We start from the raw sequence: 18,663 nt of genomic DNA, 5'->3' as shown, positions 1-18,663 counted from the left end.
GCCAAGGGGCCGCCGTTCCGTCCTTTTCCGCCGCGATCAGCGCAGGCGCAGATCGACGTAGTCGCGCTTGGCTTCACCGATGTAGAGCTGGCGCGGGCGGCCGATCTTCTGGTTCTTGTCGGCGATCATTTCCTTCCACTGGCTGATCCAGCCCACGGTGCGGGAAATCGCGAAGATCGGGGTGAACATGGCGGTGGGGAAGCCCATCGCCTCGAGGATGATGCCCGAATAGAAATCGACGTTGGGATAGAGCTTCTTGGAGACGAAGTATTCATCTTCAAGCGCGATCCGTTCCAGTTCCTTGGCGACCTGCAGGAGCGGGTTGTTCTCCACCCCCAGAAGGCCCAGCACCTCATCCGCCGATTCCTTCATCACCTTGGCGCGGGGATCGAAGTTCTTGTAGACGCGGTGGCCGAAGCCCATCAGACGGAAGCCGGAATTCTTGTCCTTCGCCTTGGCGATGAATTCGGGGATGCGGTCAACCGTGCCGATTTCCTTGAGCATCTCAAGGCAGGCCTGGTTCGCGCCGCCATGGGCGGGGCCCCAGAGGCAGGCGATGCCCGCCGCGATGCAGGCGAAGGGGTTGGCCCCCGACGATCCGGCCAGACGCACCGTGGAGGTGGAGGCGTTCTGTTCGTGATCGGCATGCAGCATCATGATGCGGTCCATCGCCTTTTCGAGGATGGGCGAGACCACGTAATCCTCGGCCGGGACGGCAAAGCACATGTGCAGGAAGTTGCCGGCGTAGCTGAGGCTGTTCTTGGGATACACGAAGGGCTGGCCGATGGAGTATTTATAGGCCATCGCCGCGATGGTGGGCAGTTTCGCGATCATGCGGATCGCGGCCACCTCGCGCTGCCAGGGATCGTTGATATCGGTCGAGTCGTGGTAGAAGGCGGCCATGGCGCCGACCACGCCCACCATGGTGGCCATGGGATGGGCGTCGCGGCGGAAGCCGCGGAAGAAGTAGTGCATCTGTTCATGCACCATCGTGTGCTTGGTCACACGCTGGGTGAAATCGGCAAGCTGCGCAGCGGTGGGCAGCTCTCCGTACAGAAGCAGATAGCAAACCTCGAGATGGGTGGATTTCTCGGCCAGCTGTTCGATCGGATAGCCGCGATAGAGCAGTTCGCCCACGTCGCCGTCGATATAGGTGATCGCGCTTTCGCAGGCGGCGGTGGAGGTGAAGCCGGGATCGAAGGTGAAGACGTCGGCCTCGGCATAGAGCTTGCGGATGTCGAGCACATCCGGGCCGACCGTCGGTTTGTGGATCGGCAGGTCATAGCTCTTGCCGTCCAGGGTGAGTGTCGCGGATCTGGTGCCTTCGGCCATCTTTCTACGTCCCTCTGTAGTCCGGTTCCCGGGCAAGGCCCGAGTTGCGGCTGGTAGCAGCGATGCGGCCGTCAGAGGGGGGGCTGTCAGCCCGCGACATCCTCAAGCCGCGCGATCGTTTCGTCCCGACCGATGACCAGCATCATGTCGTAGACGCTTGGTGTTACGGTCCGCCCCGCAAGAGCCGTGCGCAGCGGGGCGGCCAGCTTGCCGAATCCGATGCCATGTTCCGATGCGGTCTCGGTCAGGATCGGTTCCAAACCCTCTTTCGTCCAGCTAGCATTTTGCAGTCGCGGCGTCAATGTTTTCAGTATACCACGGGATACCGGATCGAGCGCCTTTGCCGCTGCCTCATCCGCCACGATCGGGCGGTTGATCAGCGCAAAATGTGCCTTTTCAAGCAGTTCGGGGAAGGTCTTTGCGCGATCCTTCACGCAGTAGAGCGCGCGTGACAACAGATCGCGCTGGGGATCGGTCAGGGCCGGGTGCCCGGCGGCGGCGAGGTAGCCTTCGATTTCATGCAGCAGTGCAGCATCATCGCTGGCCGCGATGTGCAGGCCGCAGATGCTTTCCAGTTTCTTGAAATCCAGCCGCGCGGGCGAGCGGCCGATTCCCGGCAGGTCGAACCATTCCATCGCCTGCGCGCTGGTGAAAAACTCGTCATCGCCATGCGCCCAGCCCAGCCGGGCGAGGTAGTTCCGCATCCCCGCCGCCGGATAGCCCTGCGCCTGATAATCGCCCACGGCCGTGGCGCCGTGGCGTTTGGACAGTTTCTTGCCATCCGGGCCGTGGATCAGCGGGATATGCGCCCAAACCGGGATCTCCCATCCCATGGCATCATAGACCATCTGCTGGCGCGCGGCGTTGTTGAGGTGGTCATCGCCCCGGATCACATGGGTGACGCCCATGTCATGGTCATCCACCACGACGGCGAGCATGTAGGTGGGCGTTCCGTCGGAGCGGAGCACGATCATGTCATCCAGCTGGTCATTGCCAAAGCGCACGGTGCCCTGAACGGCATCTTCGACAAGGGTTTCACCCGTGCGCGGCGCGCGCATCCGGATGGCGAAGGGCGCCCCCGCCGGATGGGTGGAGGAATCGGCATCCCGCCACGGGCTTTGGAACACGGCGTAGCTGGCGCCCTTTGCCTCGGCCACGGCGCGGAAGGCGGCGATCTCTTCGGCCGTGGAGAAGCATTTATAGGCCGTGCCGCGGGTCAGCATTTCATGCGCCACCTCGGCGTGGCGGTCCTTTCGGGCAAACTGGCTGACGGCGTCGCCGTCCCAGTCAAGGCCCAGCCAGCGCAGGCCCTGAAGGATGGCCTCGGTCGCGGCGGGGGTGGAGCGTTCGCGATCGGTATCTTCGATCCGCAGCAGGAACTTGCCCCCCCGCCCGCGCGCATAGAGCCAGTTGAACAGCGCCGTCCGCCCGCCGCCTATATGCAGGTAGCCGGTGGGCGAGGGCGCGAAACGCGTGACGACAGGACGGTCGGCGGGTCGGTCGGAGGCGGCGGCGCACATGGGTGCTTTAACCTTTCGGAAACCAGTCTGGGCATAGGCTCGGGCCTGTCTAGGCAATCGCGGGGCGGGAAACAAGGTGGCGGGGGCGGCGGCGCTTGCGGGCCGGGTGGCGACGGGCTTGGCCGAGTTGCGGGGCGAGTTGTTTGCCTTTGTCCCCGTGGGGCTGGGGATCGGGATCGGCCTGTGGTTTCAGCGCCCGGTGGAGCCGGGGGCGGGGGATTATGCGCTGGCGCTGGTGGGGGTGGCGCTGGCGGTGCTGCTCTGGCGGATATGGGAGCCGGTCCAGCCCTTTGCCGTGTTCGCGGCCTGCATCCTGTGCGGCTATCTGGCCTGCGGGGTACGGGTGGCGCTGGTCGCCGCGCCGATGCTGGAGGGGGAATGGTACGGCGCGGTGACGGGGCGGATCGTCGGGATCGACAGGTCGCAATCGGGGGCGCTGCGGCTGACGCTGGATCGGGTCTGGCTGGAGGATGTGGCGCCAGAGGCCACACCGGCGCGGGTGCGGCTGTCGTTGCAGGGCGATCAGCGCTGGCTGGACCCGGTGCCGGGGTCGGTGGTCATGGCCACGGCCTTCCTGTCGCCGCCGCAGGGGGCGGTGGAGCCGGGGGCCTTTGACTTTCGCCGCATGGCATTCTTCGACGGGCTGGGCGCGGTGGGCTATACCCGCGTGCCGGTGTTGCTGTGGCAGGAGCCCGTGGCGGGCGAGGCGCGGATCGGCCGGTTGCGCGCCGATCTGTCGGCGGGCATCCGGGCCGAGATCGCGGGGGATCCGGGGGCCTTTGCGGCGGGTGTGCTGACGGGCGACAGATCCGGCCTGTCGCGCGAGGCGGTGGAGGCGCTGCGGGATTCGAGCCTTGCGCATCTGCTGGCCATTTCGGGGATGAACATGGCCTTTCTGATCGCCTTCGTCTTTGCGCTGCTGCGCTATGGGCTGGCGCTGATCCCGCCGGTTGCGCTGCGGGTGAACAGCAAGAAACTGGCGGCGGCGGTGTCGCTGGGGGTGGCGGCGTTTTACCTGATGCTGTCGGGGGCGAACGTGGCGACGGAGCGCGCCTTCATCATGGTGGCGGTCATGCTGGTGGCGGTGCTTCTGGACCGGCGCGCGATCACCCTGCGGTCGGTGGCCATCGCGGCGGTGATCGTGCTTTTGTGGCAGCCGGAGGCGCTGTTGTCGCCCGGCTTCCAGATGAGTTTCGCGGCCACGGTGGCGCTGATCGCGGGGTTCGGGCTGGTCAGCCGCCGGATGGAGCCGGGGGCTGCGCCGCGGGCGGTGCAGTTCGGGCTGGCCTTGGTGCTGTCATCAGTGCTGGGGGGCGTGGCGACCGCGCCCTATGCGGCGGCGCATTTCAACCGCTTCACCGATTACGGGCTGCTGGCGAACCTGCTGACGGGGCCAGTAATGGGGCTGGTGGTGATGCCTGCGGGCGCGGTGGCGGGGCTTCTGGCGCCGGTGGGGCTGCATGGCCTGCCGTTGGCGGTGATGGAACTGGGCTGCCGCTGGATCCTGTATGTGGCGCATGAGGTGGCCGCGCTGGAGGGTGCGGTGACGGCGATCCCGGCCCCGCCGGGGGCGGTGCTGCCCATCCTGACGCTGGGGCTGTGCTGGCTGGTGTTCTGGCCCGGTCGGCTGCGCTGGGCCGGGCTGACGGGGGTGGTGGGGGCGCTGGTGCTGTGGCTGGGGGCGGCGCGGCCTGCGGTGCTGATCGGGCCGGGCGGGATCGTCGGTGTGATGGGGCCGGAGGGGCGGGCGATATCCGCCCCGCGGGGGGCGGGGTTCATGGTGCAGAACTGGCTAGAGAATGATGGCGATCTGGCCAGCCGGGCCGAGGCGGCGGCACGGCCCGGTTTTGTTGCGGGCGACGGGGGGATGATCTTTGCGATCGGTGCGGGGGAGGAGGGGCCGCTGACGGGGCTGGTCCTGCGCCGGGGTGAGGTGGCGGCAACGGGCGCCTGCGCCCGCCATGCGGTGATCGTTGCGGCGGAGGCGTTGGCGATGGCAGGGCCATGCCTGCAGCTGGGTGCTGCGGAACTGGCGCAGAGCGGGACGGTTGCGGTGGTTGGCGTGCAGGGCAGATTTGCCCTGCGCACGACCGGGGGGCAGGCGCGGATCTGGTCGCCCCGGGGGGCGGCGCCCGCGCTTGCCCTGCCGGAGTGATCAGTAGCTGCGGATCAGGCCCACGAGGCGGCCCTGCACGCGGACCGCGTGATCGGGAAAGACGCGGGTTTCATAGGCGGGGTTGGCGGCTTCGAGCGCGATCATGCTGCCGCGGCGGCGGAAGCGTTTCAGCGTGGCCTCGGCCTCTTCCACCAGCGCCACGACGATATCGCCATTCTCGGCGGTGGATTGTTCGCGGATCACCACGATGTCGCCGTCGTTGATCCCGGCTTCGATCATCGAGTCGCCCTTCACCTCGAGCGCGTAGTGATGCCCGCGCCCCGAGAGCATGGAGCCGGGGACGGCGACGTGATGGGACACTTCGGCAATCGCCTCGATCGGGACACCAGCGGCGATGCGGCCCATGACGGGCAGTTCCATGGCGTGGATCGCCTCTACGGCCATGGCGGCGCGGGGCGGAGTGGCGGGGGCGGGTGCCGCAGGGCGGGCGCCTTCGATCACTCGGGGTTTGAAGCCCGTCTTTTCCATCGCCTCGGGCAGTTTGATGATTTCGAGCGCGCGGGCGCGATGGGCGAGGCGGCGGATGAAGCCGCGTTCCTCCAGCGCCGTGATGAGCCGGTGGATGCCGGATTTGGAGCGCAGATCGAGCGCCTCCTTCATCTCGTCAAACGAGGGAGGCACGCCGTCGGCATCCATCCGGGTCTTGATGAAATCCAGAAGTTCAAGCTGTTTGCGGGTCAGCATAGGCCCCTCCAACGCGGCTGTGTTGGTGCAATGTTCTGCCAGTGTTCCCCTTTTGTGTCAACCCATTCCCGAATCGGGGCGCGGATTGGCGGGATCAGAGCGGCAGATAGGCCACTTCGGTGCCAGCCGGGCGGGGGCCGTCGCCCAAGGGGCGGATCAGCAGGGCGTCGGCTTCGGTCAGGATGGTGATGAGCGCGCTGTCCTGCCTGTCGAACGGGGTGATGTGCGGCAGGCCCGCGCCGGGCGTGAGGCGCGCGCGCATGTAATGGGTGCGCGGGCCGGTGGGGCCGGTGTCCTGGGCGAGGATCGCGCGCTGCGTGGCGGGCGGGTGCGCGCCAAGGCCCAGCATGGCGCGCACCATGGGCAGAAGGAACAGATGCCCGCAGACGATGGACGACACGGGGTTGCCGGGCAGGCCCAGCATCGGCACCCCGCGCAGGCGGCCCGCCATCAGCGGTTTGCCGGGGCGCATGGCGATCTTGTAGAAGGCCCGCTCCATCCCCATGCTTTCGGCCACGCGACCGACAAGGTCATGGTCGCCCACCGAGGCGCCGCCGATGGTGACGACCAGATCGGCGCTTTCCGCCATCGTCAGCACGGTGAACAGCTCTGCCTCGGTGTCGCGGGCGATGGGCAGAAGGCGGGCCTCGGCCCCCTCGCCCTCGACCATGGCGGCGAGGGCGTAGCTGTTCGAGGCGATGATCTGGTCCGGGCGCGGGTCTTCGCCGGGCATCACCAGTTCATCCCCCGTGGGGATGATCGCCACCACGGGGCGGCGGCGGACCGTCACCGCGGGCAGGTTCATCGCGGCGATGAGCGCAAGGTCATTGGGCCGCAGGCGGCGCGGCGACAGCGCGGCCCCGGCGCGGAAATCCTGCCCCAAGGGGCGGATATGGGTGCCTGTATCGGCATTGGCGCGCAGGGTGATGGTGGTGCCGTCCACCGTGACATCCTCTTGGATCACCACGCGGGTGGCGCCATCGGGGATGGGCGCGCCGGTGAAGATGCGCAGGGCCTGACCGGGGCCGATGCGGCCGTGATAGGCATGTCCTGCCCCGGCCTCGCCGATCACGGTGAAGCGGTCGCCGGGGGCGGGGTCGCCCTGCAGGGCGTAGCCATCCATGGCCGAGGCGGCAAAGGGTGGCTGGTCGCGGCGGGCGATGGCGGGTTCGGCCAGTACGCGGCCCGCGGCCTGGCGCAGGGGCACGGTTTCCGTGCCGAGCGGCGCGACAAGGGCGAAGCAGCGCGCCAGCGCCTCATCGACCGAGATCATGGGGTGGCCTCATACCGCCCGGACTTGCCGCCCTCTTTCAGGATCAGGCGGATGCCGTCGATCCGCATCCCCTTTTCGGCGGCCTTGAGCATGTCATAGATCGTGAGGCACGCGACCGAGACGGCGGTGAGCGCCTCCATCTCCACGCCCGTCTGGCCGCCGGTCTTGACCGTGGCCTGCACGAGGATGCCGGGAAGGGCAGGGTCGGGCGTCAGGTCGAGCGCGACCTTGGTGATGGGCAGGGGATGGCAGAGCGGGATCAGATCGGCGGTGCGCTTGGCCCCCATGATGCCCGCGAGCCGCGCGACGCCCAAGACATCGCCCTTTTTCGCGCGCCCCTCCGTCACCAGCGCCAGCGTTTCCGCCGACATCAGCACCCGGCCCTCGGCCACCGCCACCCGGTCCGTCACCGGCTTGGCCGACACATCGACCATATGGGCATGGCCCCTGTCATCGAAATGCGTCAGCGGGGTGCGGGCCATGGCGGCTATCTCTGTCCGGTCAGCGGGCGGGCGAGGATGGCGCGGGTGGCGGCCTCCACGTCCTGTTGGCGCATCAGGCTTTCACCGATGAGGAAGCAGCGGGCGCCGAAGCGGGCCAGATCGGCCAGATCGGCAGGGGTGTAGAGGCCGCTTTCCGCCACGATCACGCGATCCTCGGGCACGCGGCGGGCAAGGGTGCGGGTGGTGTCCAGCGTCACCTCGAAGGTGTGCAGGTTGCGGTTGTTGATCCCGATCAGCGGCGATTTCAGCCGGGCGGCGCGGTCAAGTTCGGCCTGATCATGCACCTCGATCAGGACATCCATGCCCCATTCCATGGCACAATCTTCCAGTTCCGCCGCCTGACTGTCGGTCAGCGAGGCCATGATCAAGAGGATGCAATCGGCATGCAGGCCGCGCGCTTCCACGACCTGATAGGGGTCGTAGAGGAAATCCTTGCGCAGGCAGGGCAGGCTGGTGGCCTGATGCGCCTGCGTCAGGTATTCGTCGGCGCCCTGAAAGCTGGGCGCGTCGGTCAAGACGGACAGGCAGGTGGCGCCCCCGGCCTCATAGGCGCGGGCGAGGGCGGGCGGATCGAAATCGGCGCGGATCAGACCCTTGGACGGGCTGGCCTTCTTGATTTCCGCGATCAGGCCATAGCCATCCTGTGCGGCCTCGGTCAGGGCGCGGGCAAAGCCGCGCGGGGCGGGGGCGGCGTTGGCCGCCTCTTCCAGATCATGTAGGGATCGCGCGGCCTTGCGGGCGGCGACCTCTTCCAGCTTGTAGGTCTTGATACGGTCGAGAATGGTGCTCATGCGGCGTTGCTACCCTTTGGCGGGCGGGAAGGGAAGGGCAGGGCGGGGCGTCAGGCCGCCGAGGTGATCCGGGCGAGCGCGGCGACCTTGGCCTTGGCGGCCCCGCTGTCGATGGAGGCGCGCGCGGCCTCGACCCCTTCGTGCAGGGTGCGCACCTTTTCCGCCACGACCAGCGCTGCGGCGGCGTTGAAGAGGACCGCATCGCGATAGGCCCCCGGCGCGCCATCGAGCAGCGCCCGCAGCGCCACGGCGTTTTCGGCCGGACTGCCGCCGAGCAGGGATTCGAACGGATGATAGGGCAGGCCCGCATCTTCGGGGCCTACGTCAAACTCGCGGATCAGGCCGCCTTCGACGGCGGCAACCTTGGAGCGTGCGGCGATGGACAATTCATCCGTGCCGTCGCCGCCATGGACGAGCCAGGCCTTTTCCGACCCCAGCGCCAGCAGGGTTTCCGCCATCGGGCGGATCAATCGGGCAGTGAAGGCGCCGGTCAATTGCCGCTTGGCGCCTGCGGGATTGGTCAGGGGGCCAAGGATGTTGAAGATGGTGCGCGTGCCAAGTTCCATCCGCACGGGGCCGACATGGCGCATGGCGGGATGGTGCATGGGGGCCATCATGAAGCCGATCCCGGCCTCGGTCAGGCAGCGTTCCACCACGTCCGGGCCGACCATGACGTTCAGGCCAAGCTCTGTCAGCGCATCGGCAGAGCCGGATTTGGACGACAGGTTGCGGTTGCCGTGCTTGGCGACCGGCACGCCCGCTCCCGCCACGACAAAGGCCGCAGCGGTGGAGATGTTGAGCGTGCCCTTCCCGTCGCCGCCGGTGCCCACGATATCCATGGCGCCGGGCGGGGCCTCGACCTTGTTACATTTGGCGCGCATGACCGATGCGGCGGCGGCATATTCATCCACCGTCTCGCCCCGCGTGCGCAGCGCCATCAGGAAGCCGCCCGTCTGGGCGGGCGTCCCTTCGCCGTTGAACAGCGCCGTGAAGGCGGTTTCCGCCTCGGCCCGGGTGAGCGGGCGTTCGGCGGCGATCCCGATCAGCGGGCGCAGCACATCGCTCATGCCGCCACCGTGGCGGCCTTGGCCTCATCGAGGAAGTTGCGCAGAAGCTGATGGCCGTGTTCGGAGGCGATGCTTTCGGGGTGGAACTGCACGCCTTCGATCAGCCGCTCCTTGTGGCGCAGGCCCATGATGGTGCCGTCCTCGAGCCATGCCGTGACCTCAAGGCAATCGGGCAGGGTTTCGCGTTCCACGATCAGCGAATGGTAGCGCGTTGCGAGGAAGGGCGAGGGCAGGCCACGGAACACGCCCCGGCCCGCATGGTGCATGGTGCCCATCTTGCCATGCACGATCTCGTGGCAGCGGATGACGTGGCCACCGAAGGCCTCACCAATTGTCTGATGGCCGAGGCAGACGCCCAGAAGGGGGATGCGCGCCTCGGCGGCGGCGGTGGTCAGCGGCAGGCAGATGCCTGCCTGTGCCGGATCGCAGGGGCCGGGCGAGAGGACGATACATTCGGGGCGCATGGCGAGAACCGCCTGCACATCCAGCGCGTCATTGCGCCTGACGACGACATCCGCCCCCAGTTCGCCCAGATAATGGACGAGGTTGTAGGTGAAGCTGTCATAGTTGTCGATCAGAAGCAGCATCTTGCGGGGCCTTGCCGGATAGGGGATGAACCCCGGAGAGGGACGGGCTATACATGGGCCGAGCGGCCGAGGGGCGTCAAGCCCAAGTGAGGCCGATTGAATCCCGAACGGGGTGGCAGGCAGGGGAGTACAGGCAGTGATCCGGGGCTTTGTGACGGGGCTGATCTGGGGCGGAGTGGTGGCGACGACGGGCCTTGCCGTGCTGTCGCAGGTTGCCCCCTTGCCGACGCGCGATGGCGGCGCGGGCACCGCAACGCAGGACACATCCGCCGCGGCCGAGGGAGTGGCACCGGACGGCGCGGCGCCCGAGGTCGCAGCAACCGAAGCAGTGAAGCCCCCGGCAGAGCCTTCGCCCGAGGTGACCCCGGAAGTTACCCCTGATGCCGCTTCTGACGCGGCGCCCGAGGCTGCGCCTGATGCTGCGCCGGAGGCGGCCCCCGAAGTGGCGGATGCGGCCCCCGAGGCCGAGAATCTTCAGCCCGAGATCCTGCAGAAAGTGCCCGACCCGGCCCCGGAGGAAGAGGCCGACCTGCCAGCATCCGATGATGCTGTGCCGCCACCCGCGCCTGTCCCCGACGCGGTGGCGCCGCGCGCCGACGTGCCGTCCGAGGCAGCCATCGCAGCGGATATGCCCGAACCCGCGCCCCAGCCGCCCGTCCCGGCGGCAGAGGCCACACCCATGGCGCCCGTGGCGCCCGAGGAAGGTGCGGATCTGCCGGGGGATATGGATGACCCCGTGCCGGGATTGGCCGAGGTGATCCCGCCTATTCTCCCTGACGAAGACACCGCCCCGCTTCCCCCCGCCCCGCCCGAAGAGGCGCTGCTGCAGCCCGCGCCGGAAGATGCGGCCCCGCCCGCCCCGGCGCTGATCGTGCCGGATGCGCCCTTGCCGGGGGTGGAGGAGGGGGCGGACGACCTCGCACTGGTGGTGCCGGGGGTGCGGACGGACCGTCTGCCGCGCATCGGGGATGACGAGCCCGCCGCGCCGCAGGGCATGGGCGCGGCGCCCGATACGGCGCCTGGAACCGCGCCCGAAGCGGTGCCGCCCGAGGTGATGTTGGGCACCACGCCCTTGGAACTGTTCCGCCGCGATTTCGACAACCCCGAGGCCAAGCCGATCTTTGGCCTGATCCTGATCGACGAGGGCCTGCCTGCCGCGGAGCGCGAGACGCTGGCCGCGCTGCCCTTCGCCGTGACCTTCGCGCTGGACCCGCTGGCGCCCTATGCCGCCGAGGCGGCAAGGGTGTACCGGGCGGCGGGGCAAGAGGTTGCGATGGTGGCCAACGGCATTCCGCAGGGGGCGACGCCCGGCGATCTGGAGCAGACCTTTCAGGCGCTGGACATGGCGATGCCCGAGGCGGTGGCGGTGCTGGACCGGGTCGAGGGCGGGTTTCAGGACAGCCTCGATCTGGCGCGGCAGGCGGTGCCGATCGTGGCCGAGCAGGGGCGCGGGGTGGTGACCTATGACCGGGGCCTGAATTCGGCCGATCAGGTGGCGCGGCGGGAGGGCGTGCCGCGCGCCACGATTTTCCGGGTGCTGGATGCCGAAGGGGAATCGATCCCCAAGATGCGCAACTACCTGGATCGCGCAGCCTTCAAGGCGGCGCAGGAGGGCCGGGTTCTGGTGATCGGGCGGGCGCGGGCGGAAACCGTGGCCGCGATCCTGGAATGGACGGTCGAGGGGCGGGCGGCCAGCGTGGCGCTGGCCCCCCTGAGCGCAGTGCTGGAGACGACGCCAAACCCCTGAGCACGCTGCGCCCCACCCTGCACGCTGCGCGCGCGGATTTGACGGGCTGCGGAGCCGCGATCCCGCAGCCCGGAAACCGCGCCGGATCGCGTGTTGACAGGTGTCACACCGGGCGCTGGCTTTGCAGCGCAGCGGCCTATCGAAGGGTGGATTGCAGGGCTTCGCGGCGTCGCGCGGGAGAGAGGGCGCAGCAGAGCCGGGCTGCGCCGCCCCGCTTGGCGACTGGAGCACCCCCGGTCACATCGGACAGGGCAGATGCGGCGGGTGATCCGCCGCTATGGGCGCCGCAAGGGCGAAGCGGCCCGACACTCCATCCGAACGGGCGCGCGTGAACCGGGCGCGCGCGAAAAATTTTCACTGAAAATTTTTCGGACAAGGTGGCAAAATCTTCATTGAAGATTTTGCGCGATCCTTCGCAGAAGGATCGGAGAACCAAGAATTTTCTGGAAAATTCTTGGTCCGCCGCGGGGCCCTCAGCCGTTGCCACGCCGGGCGAAGAGGCCCGCATCCTCTGCCGCGCGCCGCAGCGCGCGGGACTTGTTTACGGTCTCCTGATACTCGGCTTCCGGGTCGCTGTCATAGACCACGCCACCGCCGGCCTGGATATACAACACCTCGTCCTTCAGCACCGCGGTACGCAGCGCGATGCAGAAATCCATCTCGCCGTTCCCTGCGAAATAGCCCACGCCGCCGCCGTAGATGCCGCGCTTTTCGGGCTCCAGCTCGTCGATGATCTCCATCGCGCGGACCTTGGGCGCGCCGGAGACCGTGCCTGCAGGCAGGCCGGCCAGCAGGGCCGACAGGGCATCCTCGCCCTCGGCGATCTGGCCCGTCACGTTCGATACGATATGCATCACGTGGCTGTAGCGTTCGATGATGAACTGCTCGGTCGGCTTCACCGTGCCGACCCGCGCCACGCGGCCCACATCGTTGCGCCCCAGATCGAGAAGCATCAGATGTTCGGCCAGTTCCTTCTTGTCCGACAGGAGGTCAAGCTCCAGTGCCTTGTCCTCTTCCGGCGTGGCCCCGCGTTTGCGGGTTCCTGCGATGGGCCGGATCGTCACCTCGCCATCGCGCAGGCGGACGAGGATTTCGGGGCTGGCCCCGATCACCTGAAAGCCGCCGAAGTTGAAGAAGAACAGGAAGGGCGAGGGGTTGGTGCGCCGCAGCGAGCGGTAGAGCGCGAAGGGCGGCAATTCGAACCGCTGCGCCCAGCGCTGGCTGGGGACGACCTGAAAGATGTCGCCCGCGCGGATATACTCCTTTGCCTTTTCCACGGCGGCCTTGTAGCCGTCATGGGTGAAGTTCGACACGGCCTCGCCCACTGGCGCGGCCTCGCCGAAATCGCGCCCGGCCGGGGGCGCGCGGTCCAGATCGCGCAGCGCGTCCATCACGCGTTCGGCGGCCTGCGCATAGGCGGCGCGGGCCGAGAGGCCCGAGGCGACCCAGGCCGGGGCCACAAGCGTGACGTCGCCCTTCACCCCGTCCAGCACCGCCACGACGGAAGGACGCATCAGCACTGCATCAGGAACCGCCAGCGGATCGGGGTTCACGTCGGGCAGATGTTCCACCAGACGGATCATGTCATAGCCCAGATAGCCGAACAGGCCCGTCGCGATGGCGGGCAAGCCATCGGGCAGGTCCACCCGGCTTTCCGCGATCAGCGCGCGCAAGGTATCCAGCGGGTGGCCCTCGAGCGGCGTGAAGGCCGCGGGATCAAAGCGCGCCTCGCGGTTGATGCGGCTTTGCGTGCCGTGGCATTGCCAGATCAAATCGGGCTTCATGCCCACCACCGAATAGCGCCCGCGCACCTCGCCCCCTGTCACGCTTTCCAGCATGAAGGTATCTGCCCGCGCCTCGGCCAGTTTCAGCATCAGCGAGACGGGCGTATCCAGATCGGCCGCGATGCGGGCGTGGACAACCTGATTGCGGCCTTCGGTCCAGCCGCGTTCAAAGACCTCGAAGGAGGGTTCCAGCTTCATCGCGGGCTCAGTTCATCTGGGCATGGACCGCGTTGATCGCGGTCTGGTCGATCTTGATGCCCGCCTCGTTCGACAGGGCATTGGTGAAGAGCGAGAAAGCATCCTGCGCCAGCGCCTGGCGGGCGCGCAGTTCGATCGTGTCGCGCAGATCGGTGGCGTCCTGTCCTTCGGTTTCGGCGGGGAGGATGCCGTCGAGGCGGACCAGGCCGGTAAATCCGTCCCCCGCGATGACCTGCACGGCGCCTTCGTCCATCGCAAAGACTGTGGGCAGCAGGGTTTCAGGCGCGTCTTCGACAAAGCCGTCGCGGGTGATGGCGCGGGTGACGCTGACGATGCCGTAGGCGCCCAGCGAGGCGCCGCCTTCAACCTCGGCCCGGATCGCCTCGGCCCGGGTGGCGAGTGCCTTGGCCAAGGCCTCGGCCTGCCAACCGGCGGCGACGTCGTCGCGCACCTCGGCTAGCGGGATGGGCGTGGGCGGGACGATCTCATCCAACCGCAGGGCGACGATGCCGCCATCGTCCAGCTGGATCACCTCGGGGAAGTCGCCCTCGGCCAGCGCGTCGGCGGCTTCGCGGAAGGCGGGGTAGGCGGCGATGCCTTCGGGCGCGTCGCTGGGGATATAGTCCAGCGTGGCGAGTTCCATCCCTGTGTCCTGCGCCACCTCTTCGAGATCGGCCCCGGAGGCGAGGAGATCGTCAATCTCGTCGATCCGGGCGCCGATGGCGCGGCGGGCGGCATCGGTGCGCAGTTCGGCCCCCAGCGTTTCCTGTGCGTCTTCGAAGCTGGTTTCCTGCGCGGCGAGGATCGCGTTCATGCGAAACAGCGCGGGGCCAAGGTCCGATTGGGCGGGGCCTGCAACCCCGGGTTCGGTGAGGGCAAAGACGGCATCGGCGGCAGCGCCCAGATCGGTGCGCGACACATCGCCAAGGTCGATGTCATCCAGCGTCAGGCCGCGTTCGGCCACCAGTTGGTCAAAGGTGACCTCGCCCGCGTCCAGCCGGGCCTTTGCCGCCTGCGCCTCATCCTCGGTCGGGTAGACGAGGCGTTCGACAAGGCGCTTTTCGGGGATCATGAATTCGTCGATGCGCTGGTCGTAGAGGTCGCGCAGCGCCTGTTCGTCCACCTCCATCGTCGGGGCGAGCGTTTCGGGCAGCAGTGCCACATAGGTGATGCGCTTGGCTTCTGCGCGGGTGAAGCGGTCGATATTGGCATCATAGAAGGTTTGCAGATCGGCATCCGTCGGTGCGGCGACGGGGGCGGGCAGGTCGGCCTCGGTCAGGGTGAGAAGCGAGAAGCCGCGCCGTTCCCCGGCCCAGGCGGCGAGACGGTCCACCACCACGGGCGGGGCGGTGAAGCCGCCGACGATGGCGCCCTGCAGGATGGAGCGGGCGACATCGCTGCGGATCCCTGCTTCGAACTGCGCCTCGGTCAGGTTGTTGCGTTCCAGCGTGAAGCGATAGGTTTCGCGGTCAAAAAGCCCGGCCGTGCCTTGGAAGGCGCGCATGGCGGTGATTTCGGCGGCGACGGTGGCATCGCCCACGGAGATGCCGATGCGGTCGGCCTCGTTATCCAGTGCGGTGCGGGTGATGACGTTGCGCAGCACCTGCTGGTCGATGCCGAAGGCCTGCGCCTGAGAGAATGTGATGGGCTGGCCGAACTGGGCGGAGAGCGCATCCATTTCTTGCTGCAGAGCGCGGGCGTAATCGGTGGTTTCGATGTCGCGGTCGCCGACGCGGCCGATGGTGGTGATGCCCCCGCCGAAATTGGTGACGCCGAAGCCGCCCAAGCCGATCATCACCAGCACGAGGATGACCCAGACGACAAGGTTGCCGGGCTTCATCTTCTTGCGGGGGCGGTCTGTTTCGGTGTCTTTGGCCATCGGTCGTGCCTTTGCGGGCTGGAACAGGATCACCGCGTGTCTAGTGGGTCGCGGCGCGGGGGGCAAGCGGCGCTGCGGCGGCAGGGCTGCGCAAAGGATCACCCTTTCGCGGGGTGACAGGCCCGATGCGCGGTGCCGGGGTGATGGCGCGGCTAGAACAGGAAATCCGTGGCCGTCAGGCCCGCCAGCGTGGCGCCTTGCAGGATCACCACGTTGCCCGTATCGAAACTGATCCGAACGCCCCCCGCCACGGCGACCAGCGTGGCCTCGGTCAGCATGTCGGCAAAGCTTGTGAAATAATGGGCGGCGAGGTCGATGCGATCCTGCCCGTCCACATAATCGGTCACCAGATCGGCCCCGCCGCCGGGGGCGAAGACGAAGACATCAAGGCCCGTCCCGCCGGTCAGCGTGTCATCGCCGCGCCCGCCGTCCAGCCGGTCATTGCCTTCGCCGCCATCGAGGCTGTCTTCGCCCTTGGCCCCGAGCAGCGTGTCGTTGCGGCTTTCGCCCAGAAGCGTGTCATCGCCCGCCCCGCCATCGAGCAGATCGTCCAGCGTGCCGCCGAAGGCCGCATCGTCGCCCGCGCCGCCGAAGAGGCTGTCAAAGCCGATCTGGCCGAACAGGCTGTCATCGCCCGCCCCGCCGCGCAGAAAATCGGTGTTGTCGCCGCCGTCGAGCGTGTCGTCCCCCGCGCCGCCCAGCAGCGTGTCGTTATTGGCGCCGCCGTTTTGCACATCATCGCCCGCCCCGCCGATCAGACGATCAAAGCCGACGTCACCATAGAGCAGGTCATCGAGGCCGCCCCCGGACAGCGTGTCGTTGCCTGCGCCACCGAAGACCCCCTCGCTGACAGTTCCGTTCGCCCCGGCGCGGTAGTTGTCGTTCCCGCCGCGCAGATCGACCGTGCCGAGGATGCTGCCAGCGTTGAACATCACCGATTGCGCGCCGTCTGACAGAACGACATTGCCCGAGATGGTGCCGAAGTTGGAAACATCGTCCGACAATGTGGCATCCGATACGATGGCATTGGCCGGGCTGAAGATCGTGCCGTGATTGACGAGCGCGAGACTGCCGCTGTCCTGACCGAAGTAGACGGCGCCGCCATCCAGCGCGGGGGGCAGCGCGGTGGACCGGATCGTTCCGGTGTTCATCACCGATGCGGTCTGGACGGCAAAGAAGTAGAGCGCCGCCTGAAAGATGTTACCGCGAGAGAGCGACTCGATCGTCCCGCCATTCACGACCGACGCGGTTTCCGCCGCGAAAAGGAAAGCCCCGCCATTTCCCAGCCCGGTGATACGCCCGTCGTTGATCAGGCTGATCCGGTTGCCCGCCGGGGATGCGAGATCGAAGTTGGATCCGACATAGAGCGCCTGAAGGCGGTCTGAGACCAACTCGCCCGATGCACCGACCCGCATGGTATAGTCGAATGGGGTATCGACCGAGGAGTCGAGCGCTATGGCCCGGCTCGCGCCGAAGACATGGCCGTTCAAATCCAGTCGCAGCACGGAAAAGGTGGTGTCGATACCGACGGCCCCCGTGCTGACGATGTCGATCCCGGGACGCAGGAGCAGATAGTCGTTGTTGGCAAGGTCGCCATTCGTGACCGCCGAAAAGGCCGTGATGATATCGCTGGAAGGGATGAAGGGCATCTGCGGGCACCATTTGACCAAAAAACCGGGAAAACAGGGGCAGTTCGATGGGGGTTTGCCCGCCCACAGGACGACGCACCCCCGCAAAGATGCGAGAAGGAACTCAGGATGCCCCCGCCTTGCCCTTGCGTCAAGCGACCTGATGCCCTGTGGCGGGTGCTGCCCCCGCCAGATCGTCAGGCGCGGAAGGCGGCAAGCCTGCGGAACATCTCGGCGATGCCGCCCGCGTCTATGTTGGCGAAGGCGATGCGCAACTGGCGCGCGCCTTCGGGGTGGGTGTCGGGCTGGAACATGGTGCCGGGCAGCATGAGGAGCGAGGCTTCGTGCACGAGGCGTTTGGCAAGGTCGGGGGAGGGCATGGCAAAGGGGTGTTCGACATAGGCGAAATAGGCCCCGCAGCCGAGGAGTTTCCAGTCGGGCAGGGCGGCAAAGCCCCCGGTCATGGCGGCGCGGCGGGCGAGGATCTCGTCGCGTTCCCCCGCCACCCATTGCGCAAGGTTGCGCATCCCCCAGAGCGCGCCGATCTGGCCCAGCTGGCTGGGGCAGATGGCGACGGTGTCGAGGAATTTCTCCACCTCGGCCAGACGGGCGGTGCTGGCGACGATGGCGCCGACGCGGTGGCCGGTCAGGCGGTAGGCCTTGGAAAAGCTGTAAAGCTGGATCAGCGTGTCGTCCCAGTCGGGATCGGCAAACAGGTCATGCGGGCGGCCCGTGCGCGCGTCGAAGTCGCGATAGGTTTCATCAACGATCAGGGCGAGCTTGTGGGCGCGGGCGAGATCGCGGAAGGCGGCCAGCGTTTCGGCCGGGTATTCCACCCCGCCGGGATTGTTGGGGCTGACCAGCACGATGGCGCGCGTGCGGGGGGTGACGAGGTGGGCGGCGGCCTCGGCCTGCGGAATCAGGCCGGGGCCTGCGGGCAGGGGGACGGCTGTCACCCCCTGCATATCGAGCCACATCTTGTGGTTGAAATACCAGGGCGTGGGCAGGATCACCTCGTCGCCCGCGCCCGCGAGGGTGGACAGGACGGCGGTGAAGGCCTGATTGCAGCCCTGGGTGATGGCGGTTTGGTCGTCGCGGATCGCACCACCATAGGCGGCGGACCATTGCGCGGCGATTTCGGCCCGCAGTTCGGGCAGGCCGAGGACGGGGCCGTAGAGATGGGCGGCATCGTTGTTAAGCGCGGCATCGGCCAGCGCCTGCCGCAGGCCGAGGGGCGGGGGATCGACGGGGGCGGCCTGGCTGATGTTCAGAAGCGGGCGGTCGGGCGGGAAGGTCGCCCCCTGCAGCCAGCGCCGCGCCTCCATCACCGGGGGCGGGAAGGTGGCAGCCATGGCGGGGTTCAGAAGCAGGGACATTGCAGGCTCCGGTCTTGCTATGGGGGCAGGATAGGGGCGGATCGGGCGGGCTGCGACTGCCGATTTGCACGATCCGCTGCGCCTTTGCGACAGGCTGGCAGGGGCCTTTGCGCAAAAG

The 18,663-nt window shown here is 67.8% G+C and carries 14 protein-coding genes; 2 read left to right on the top strand and 12 right to left on the bottom strand.

The features are described from left to right. Positions 1-36: 36 nt before the first annotated feature. Together GU920_RS00395 and gltX are read right to left on the bottom strand one after the other, a co-directional pair. On the bottom strand, positions 37-1,332 hold the full coding sequence (locus GU920_RS00395) for a citrate synthase (RefSeq protein ID WP_161764848.1): 1,296 nt from the start codon (positions 1,330-1,332) through the stop codon (positions 37-39). Between the two features lie 86 nt (positions 1,333-1,418). Continuing rightward, on the bottom strand, positions 1,419-2,852 hold the full coding sequence (gene gltX / locus GU920_RS00390) for a glutamate--tRNA ligase (RefSeq protein ID WP_161764846.1): 1,434 nt from the start codon (positions 2,850-2,852) through the stop codon (positions 1,419-1,421). A gap of 76 nt (positions 2,853-2,928) precedes the next feature. On the opposite strand from gltX, the gene GU920_RS00385 reads away from it, so the two are divergent. Beyond that, positions 2,929-5,007, top strand: a complete 2,079-nt coding sequence (locus tag GU920_RS00385) for a ComEC/Rec2 family competence protein (RefSeq protein ID WP_328799218.1) — start codon at positions 2,929-2,931, stop codon at positions 5,005-5,007. On the opposite strand, the gene lexA is transcribed toward GU920_RS00385, so the two are convergent. From lexA to GU920_RS00355, 6 genes are all read right to left on the bottom strand, one after another. Further along, the gene (gene lexA / locus GU920_RS00380) at positions 5,008-5,712 is read right to left on the bottom strand and encodes a transcriptional repressor LexA (protein ID WP_161764844.1); all 705 of its coding nucleotides are present in this window, start codon (positions 5,710-5,712) and stop codon (positions 5,008-5,010) included. Positions 5,713-5,806: 94 nt separating this feature from the next. Next, a complete protein-coding gene (locus GU920_RS00375; protein WP_161764842.1) occupies positions 5,807-6,985 on the bottom strand; it encodes a molybdopterin molybdotransferase MoeA in 1,179 nt (392 codons plus the stop codon). Further along, positions 6,982-7,467, bottom strand: a complete 486-nt coding sequence (gene moaC, locus GU920_RS00370) for a cyclic pyranopterin monophosphate synthase MoaC (RefSeq protein ID WP_161764840.1) — start codon at positions 7,465-7,467, stop codon at positions 6,982-6,984. The genes GU920_RS00375 and moaC overlap by 4 nt, the downstream gene beginning before the upstream one ends. A 5-nt stretch (positions 7,468-7,472) precedes the next feature. Next, positions 7,473-8,279: an indole-3-glycerol phosphate synthase TrpC gene (gene trpC / locus GU920_RS00365; RefSeq protein WP_161764838.1), complete on the bottom strand. Its 807-nt coding sequence runs from the start codon at positions 8,277-8,279 to the stop codon at positions 7,473-7,475. 50 nt (positions 8,280-8,329) lie between these two features. After that, complete coding sequence (trpD, locus tag GU920_RS00360) at positions 8,330-9,346, bottom strand: anthranilate phosphoribosyltransferase (protein ID WP_161764836.1); 1,017 nt, start codon at positions 9,344-9,346, stop codon at positions 8,330-8,332. Continuing rightward, the gene (locus tag GU920_RS00355) at positions 9,343-9,933 is read right to left on the bottom strand and encodes an anthranilate synthase component II (RefSeq protein WP_161764834.1); all 591 of its coding nucleotides are present in this window, start codon (positions 9,931-9,933) and stop codon (positions 9,343-9,345) included. The genes trpD and GU920_RS00355 overlap by 4 nt, the downstream gene beginning before the upstream one ends. A 136-nt stretch (positions 9,934-10,069) precedes the next feature. Here GU920_RS00355 and GU920_RS00350 point away from each other — a divergent pair, with 136 nt between their 5' ends. Continuing rightward, complete coding sequence (locus tag GU920_RS00350; RefSeq protein WP_161764832.1) at positions 10,070-11,680, top strand: divergent polysaccharide deacetylase family protein; 1,611 nt, start codon at positions 10,070-10,072, stop codon at positions 11,678-11,680. A gap of 473 nt (positions 11,681-12,153) precedes the next feature. On the opposite strand, the gene trpE is transcribed toward GU920_RS00350, so the two are convergent. From trpE to GU920_RS00330, 4 genes are all read right to left on the bottom strand, one after another. Then, positions 12,154-13,662, bottom strand: coding sequence for an anthranilate synthase component I (gene trpE, locus GU920_RS00345; RefSeq protein WP_161764830.1), 1,509 nt, complete (start codon positions 13,660-13,662; stop codon positions 12,154-12,156). A gap of 7 nt (positions 13,663-13,669) precedes the next feature. Beyond that, on the bottom strand, positions 13,670-15,541 hold the full coding sequence (locus GU920_RS00340; RefSeq protein WP_161764828.1) for a SurA N-terminal domain-containing protein: 1,872 nt from the start codon (positions 15,539-15,541) through the stop codon (positions 13,670-13,672). A gap of 152 nt (positions 15,542-15,693) precedes the next feature. Further along, positions 15,694-17,190: a calcium-binding protein gene (locus GU920_RS00335; protein WP_161764826.1), complete on the bottom strand. Its 1,497-nt coding sequence runs from the start codon at positions 17,188-17,190 to the stop codon at positions 15,694-15,696. A gap of 176 nt (positions 17,191-17,366) precedes the next feature. Beyond that, positions 17,367-18,545, bottom strand: coding sequence for an aminotransferase (locus GU920_RS00330; protein ID WP_161764825.1), 1,179 nt, complete (start codon positions 18,543-18,545; stop codon positions 17,367-17,369). Positions 18,546-18,663 lie beyond the last annotated feature (118 nt).

It is taken from the genome of Paragemmobacter ruber, assembly GCF_009908315.1.
Classification (GTDB): domain Bacteria; phylum Pseudomonadota; class Alphaproteobacteria; order Rhodobacterales; family Rhodobacteraceae; genus Paragemmobacter; species Paragemmobacter ruber.
Note: the sequence above shows the minus strand (reverse complement) of the source record. Positions and strands in the feature narration are given on the sequence as shown.

Bases quoted from the DNA above. Each gene is read 5' to 3' on its own strand.
- lexA (WP_161764844.1), bottom strand. From the start codon at position 5,712: ATGCTGACCCGCAAACAGCTTGAACTTCTGGATTTCATCAAGACCCGG.
- gltX (WP_161764846.1), bottom strand. From the start codon at position 2,852: ATGTGCGCCGCCGCCTCCGACCGACCCGCCGACCGTCCTGTCGTCACG.
- trpE (WP_161764830.1), bottom strand. From the start codon at position 13,662: ATGAAGCTGGAACCCTCCTTCGAGGTCTTTGAACGCGGCTGGACCGAA.
- GU920_RS00340 (WP_161764828.1), bottom strand. From the start codon at position 15,541: ATGGCCAAAGACACCGAAACAGACCGCCCCCGCAAGAAGATGAAGCCC.
- GU920_RS00335 (WP_161764826.1), bottom strand. From the start codon at position 17,190: ATGCCCTTCATCCCTTCCAGCGATATCATCACGGCCTTTTCGGCGGTC.
- trpD (WP_161764836.1), bottom strand. From the start codon at position 9,346: ATGAGCGATGTGCTGCGCCCGCTGATCGGGATCGCCGCCGAACGCCCG.
- GU920_RS00330 (WP_161764825.1), bottom strand. From the start codon at position 18,545: ATGTCCCTGCTTCTGAACCCCGCCATGGCTGCCACCTTCCCGCCCCCG.
- GU920_RS00395 (WP_161764848.1), bottom strand. From the start codon at position 1,332: ATGGCCGAAGGCACCAGATCCGCGACACTCACCCTGGACGGCAAGAGC.
- GU920_RS00375 (WP_161764842.1), bottom strand. From the start codon at position 6,985: ATGATCTCGGTCGATGAGGCGCTGGCGCGCTGCTTCGCCCTTGTCGCG.
- moaC (WP_161764840.1), bottom strand. From the start codon at position 7,467: ATGGCCCGCACCCCGCTGACGCATTTCGATGACAGGGGCCATGCCCAT.
- trpC (WP_161764838.1), bottom strand. From the start codon at position 8,279: ATGAGCACCATTCTCGACCGTATCAAGACCTACAAGCTGGAAGAGGTC.
- GU920_RS00355 (WP_161764834.1), bottom strand. From the start codon at position 9,933: ATGCTGCTTCTGATCGACAACTATGACAGCTTCACCTACAACCTCGTC.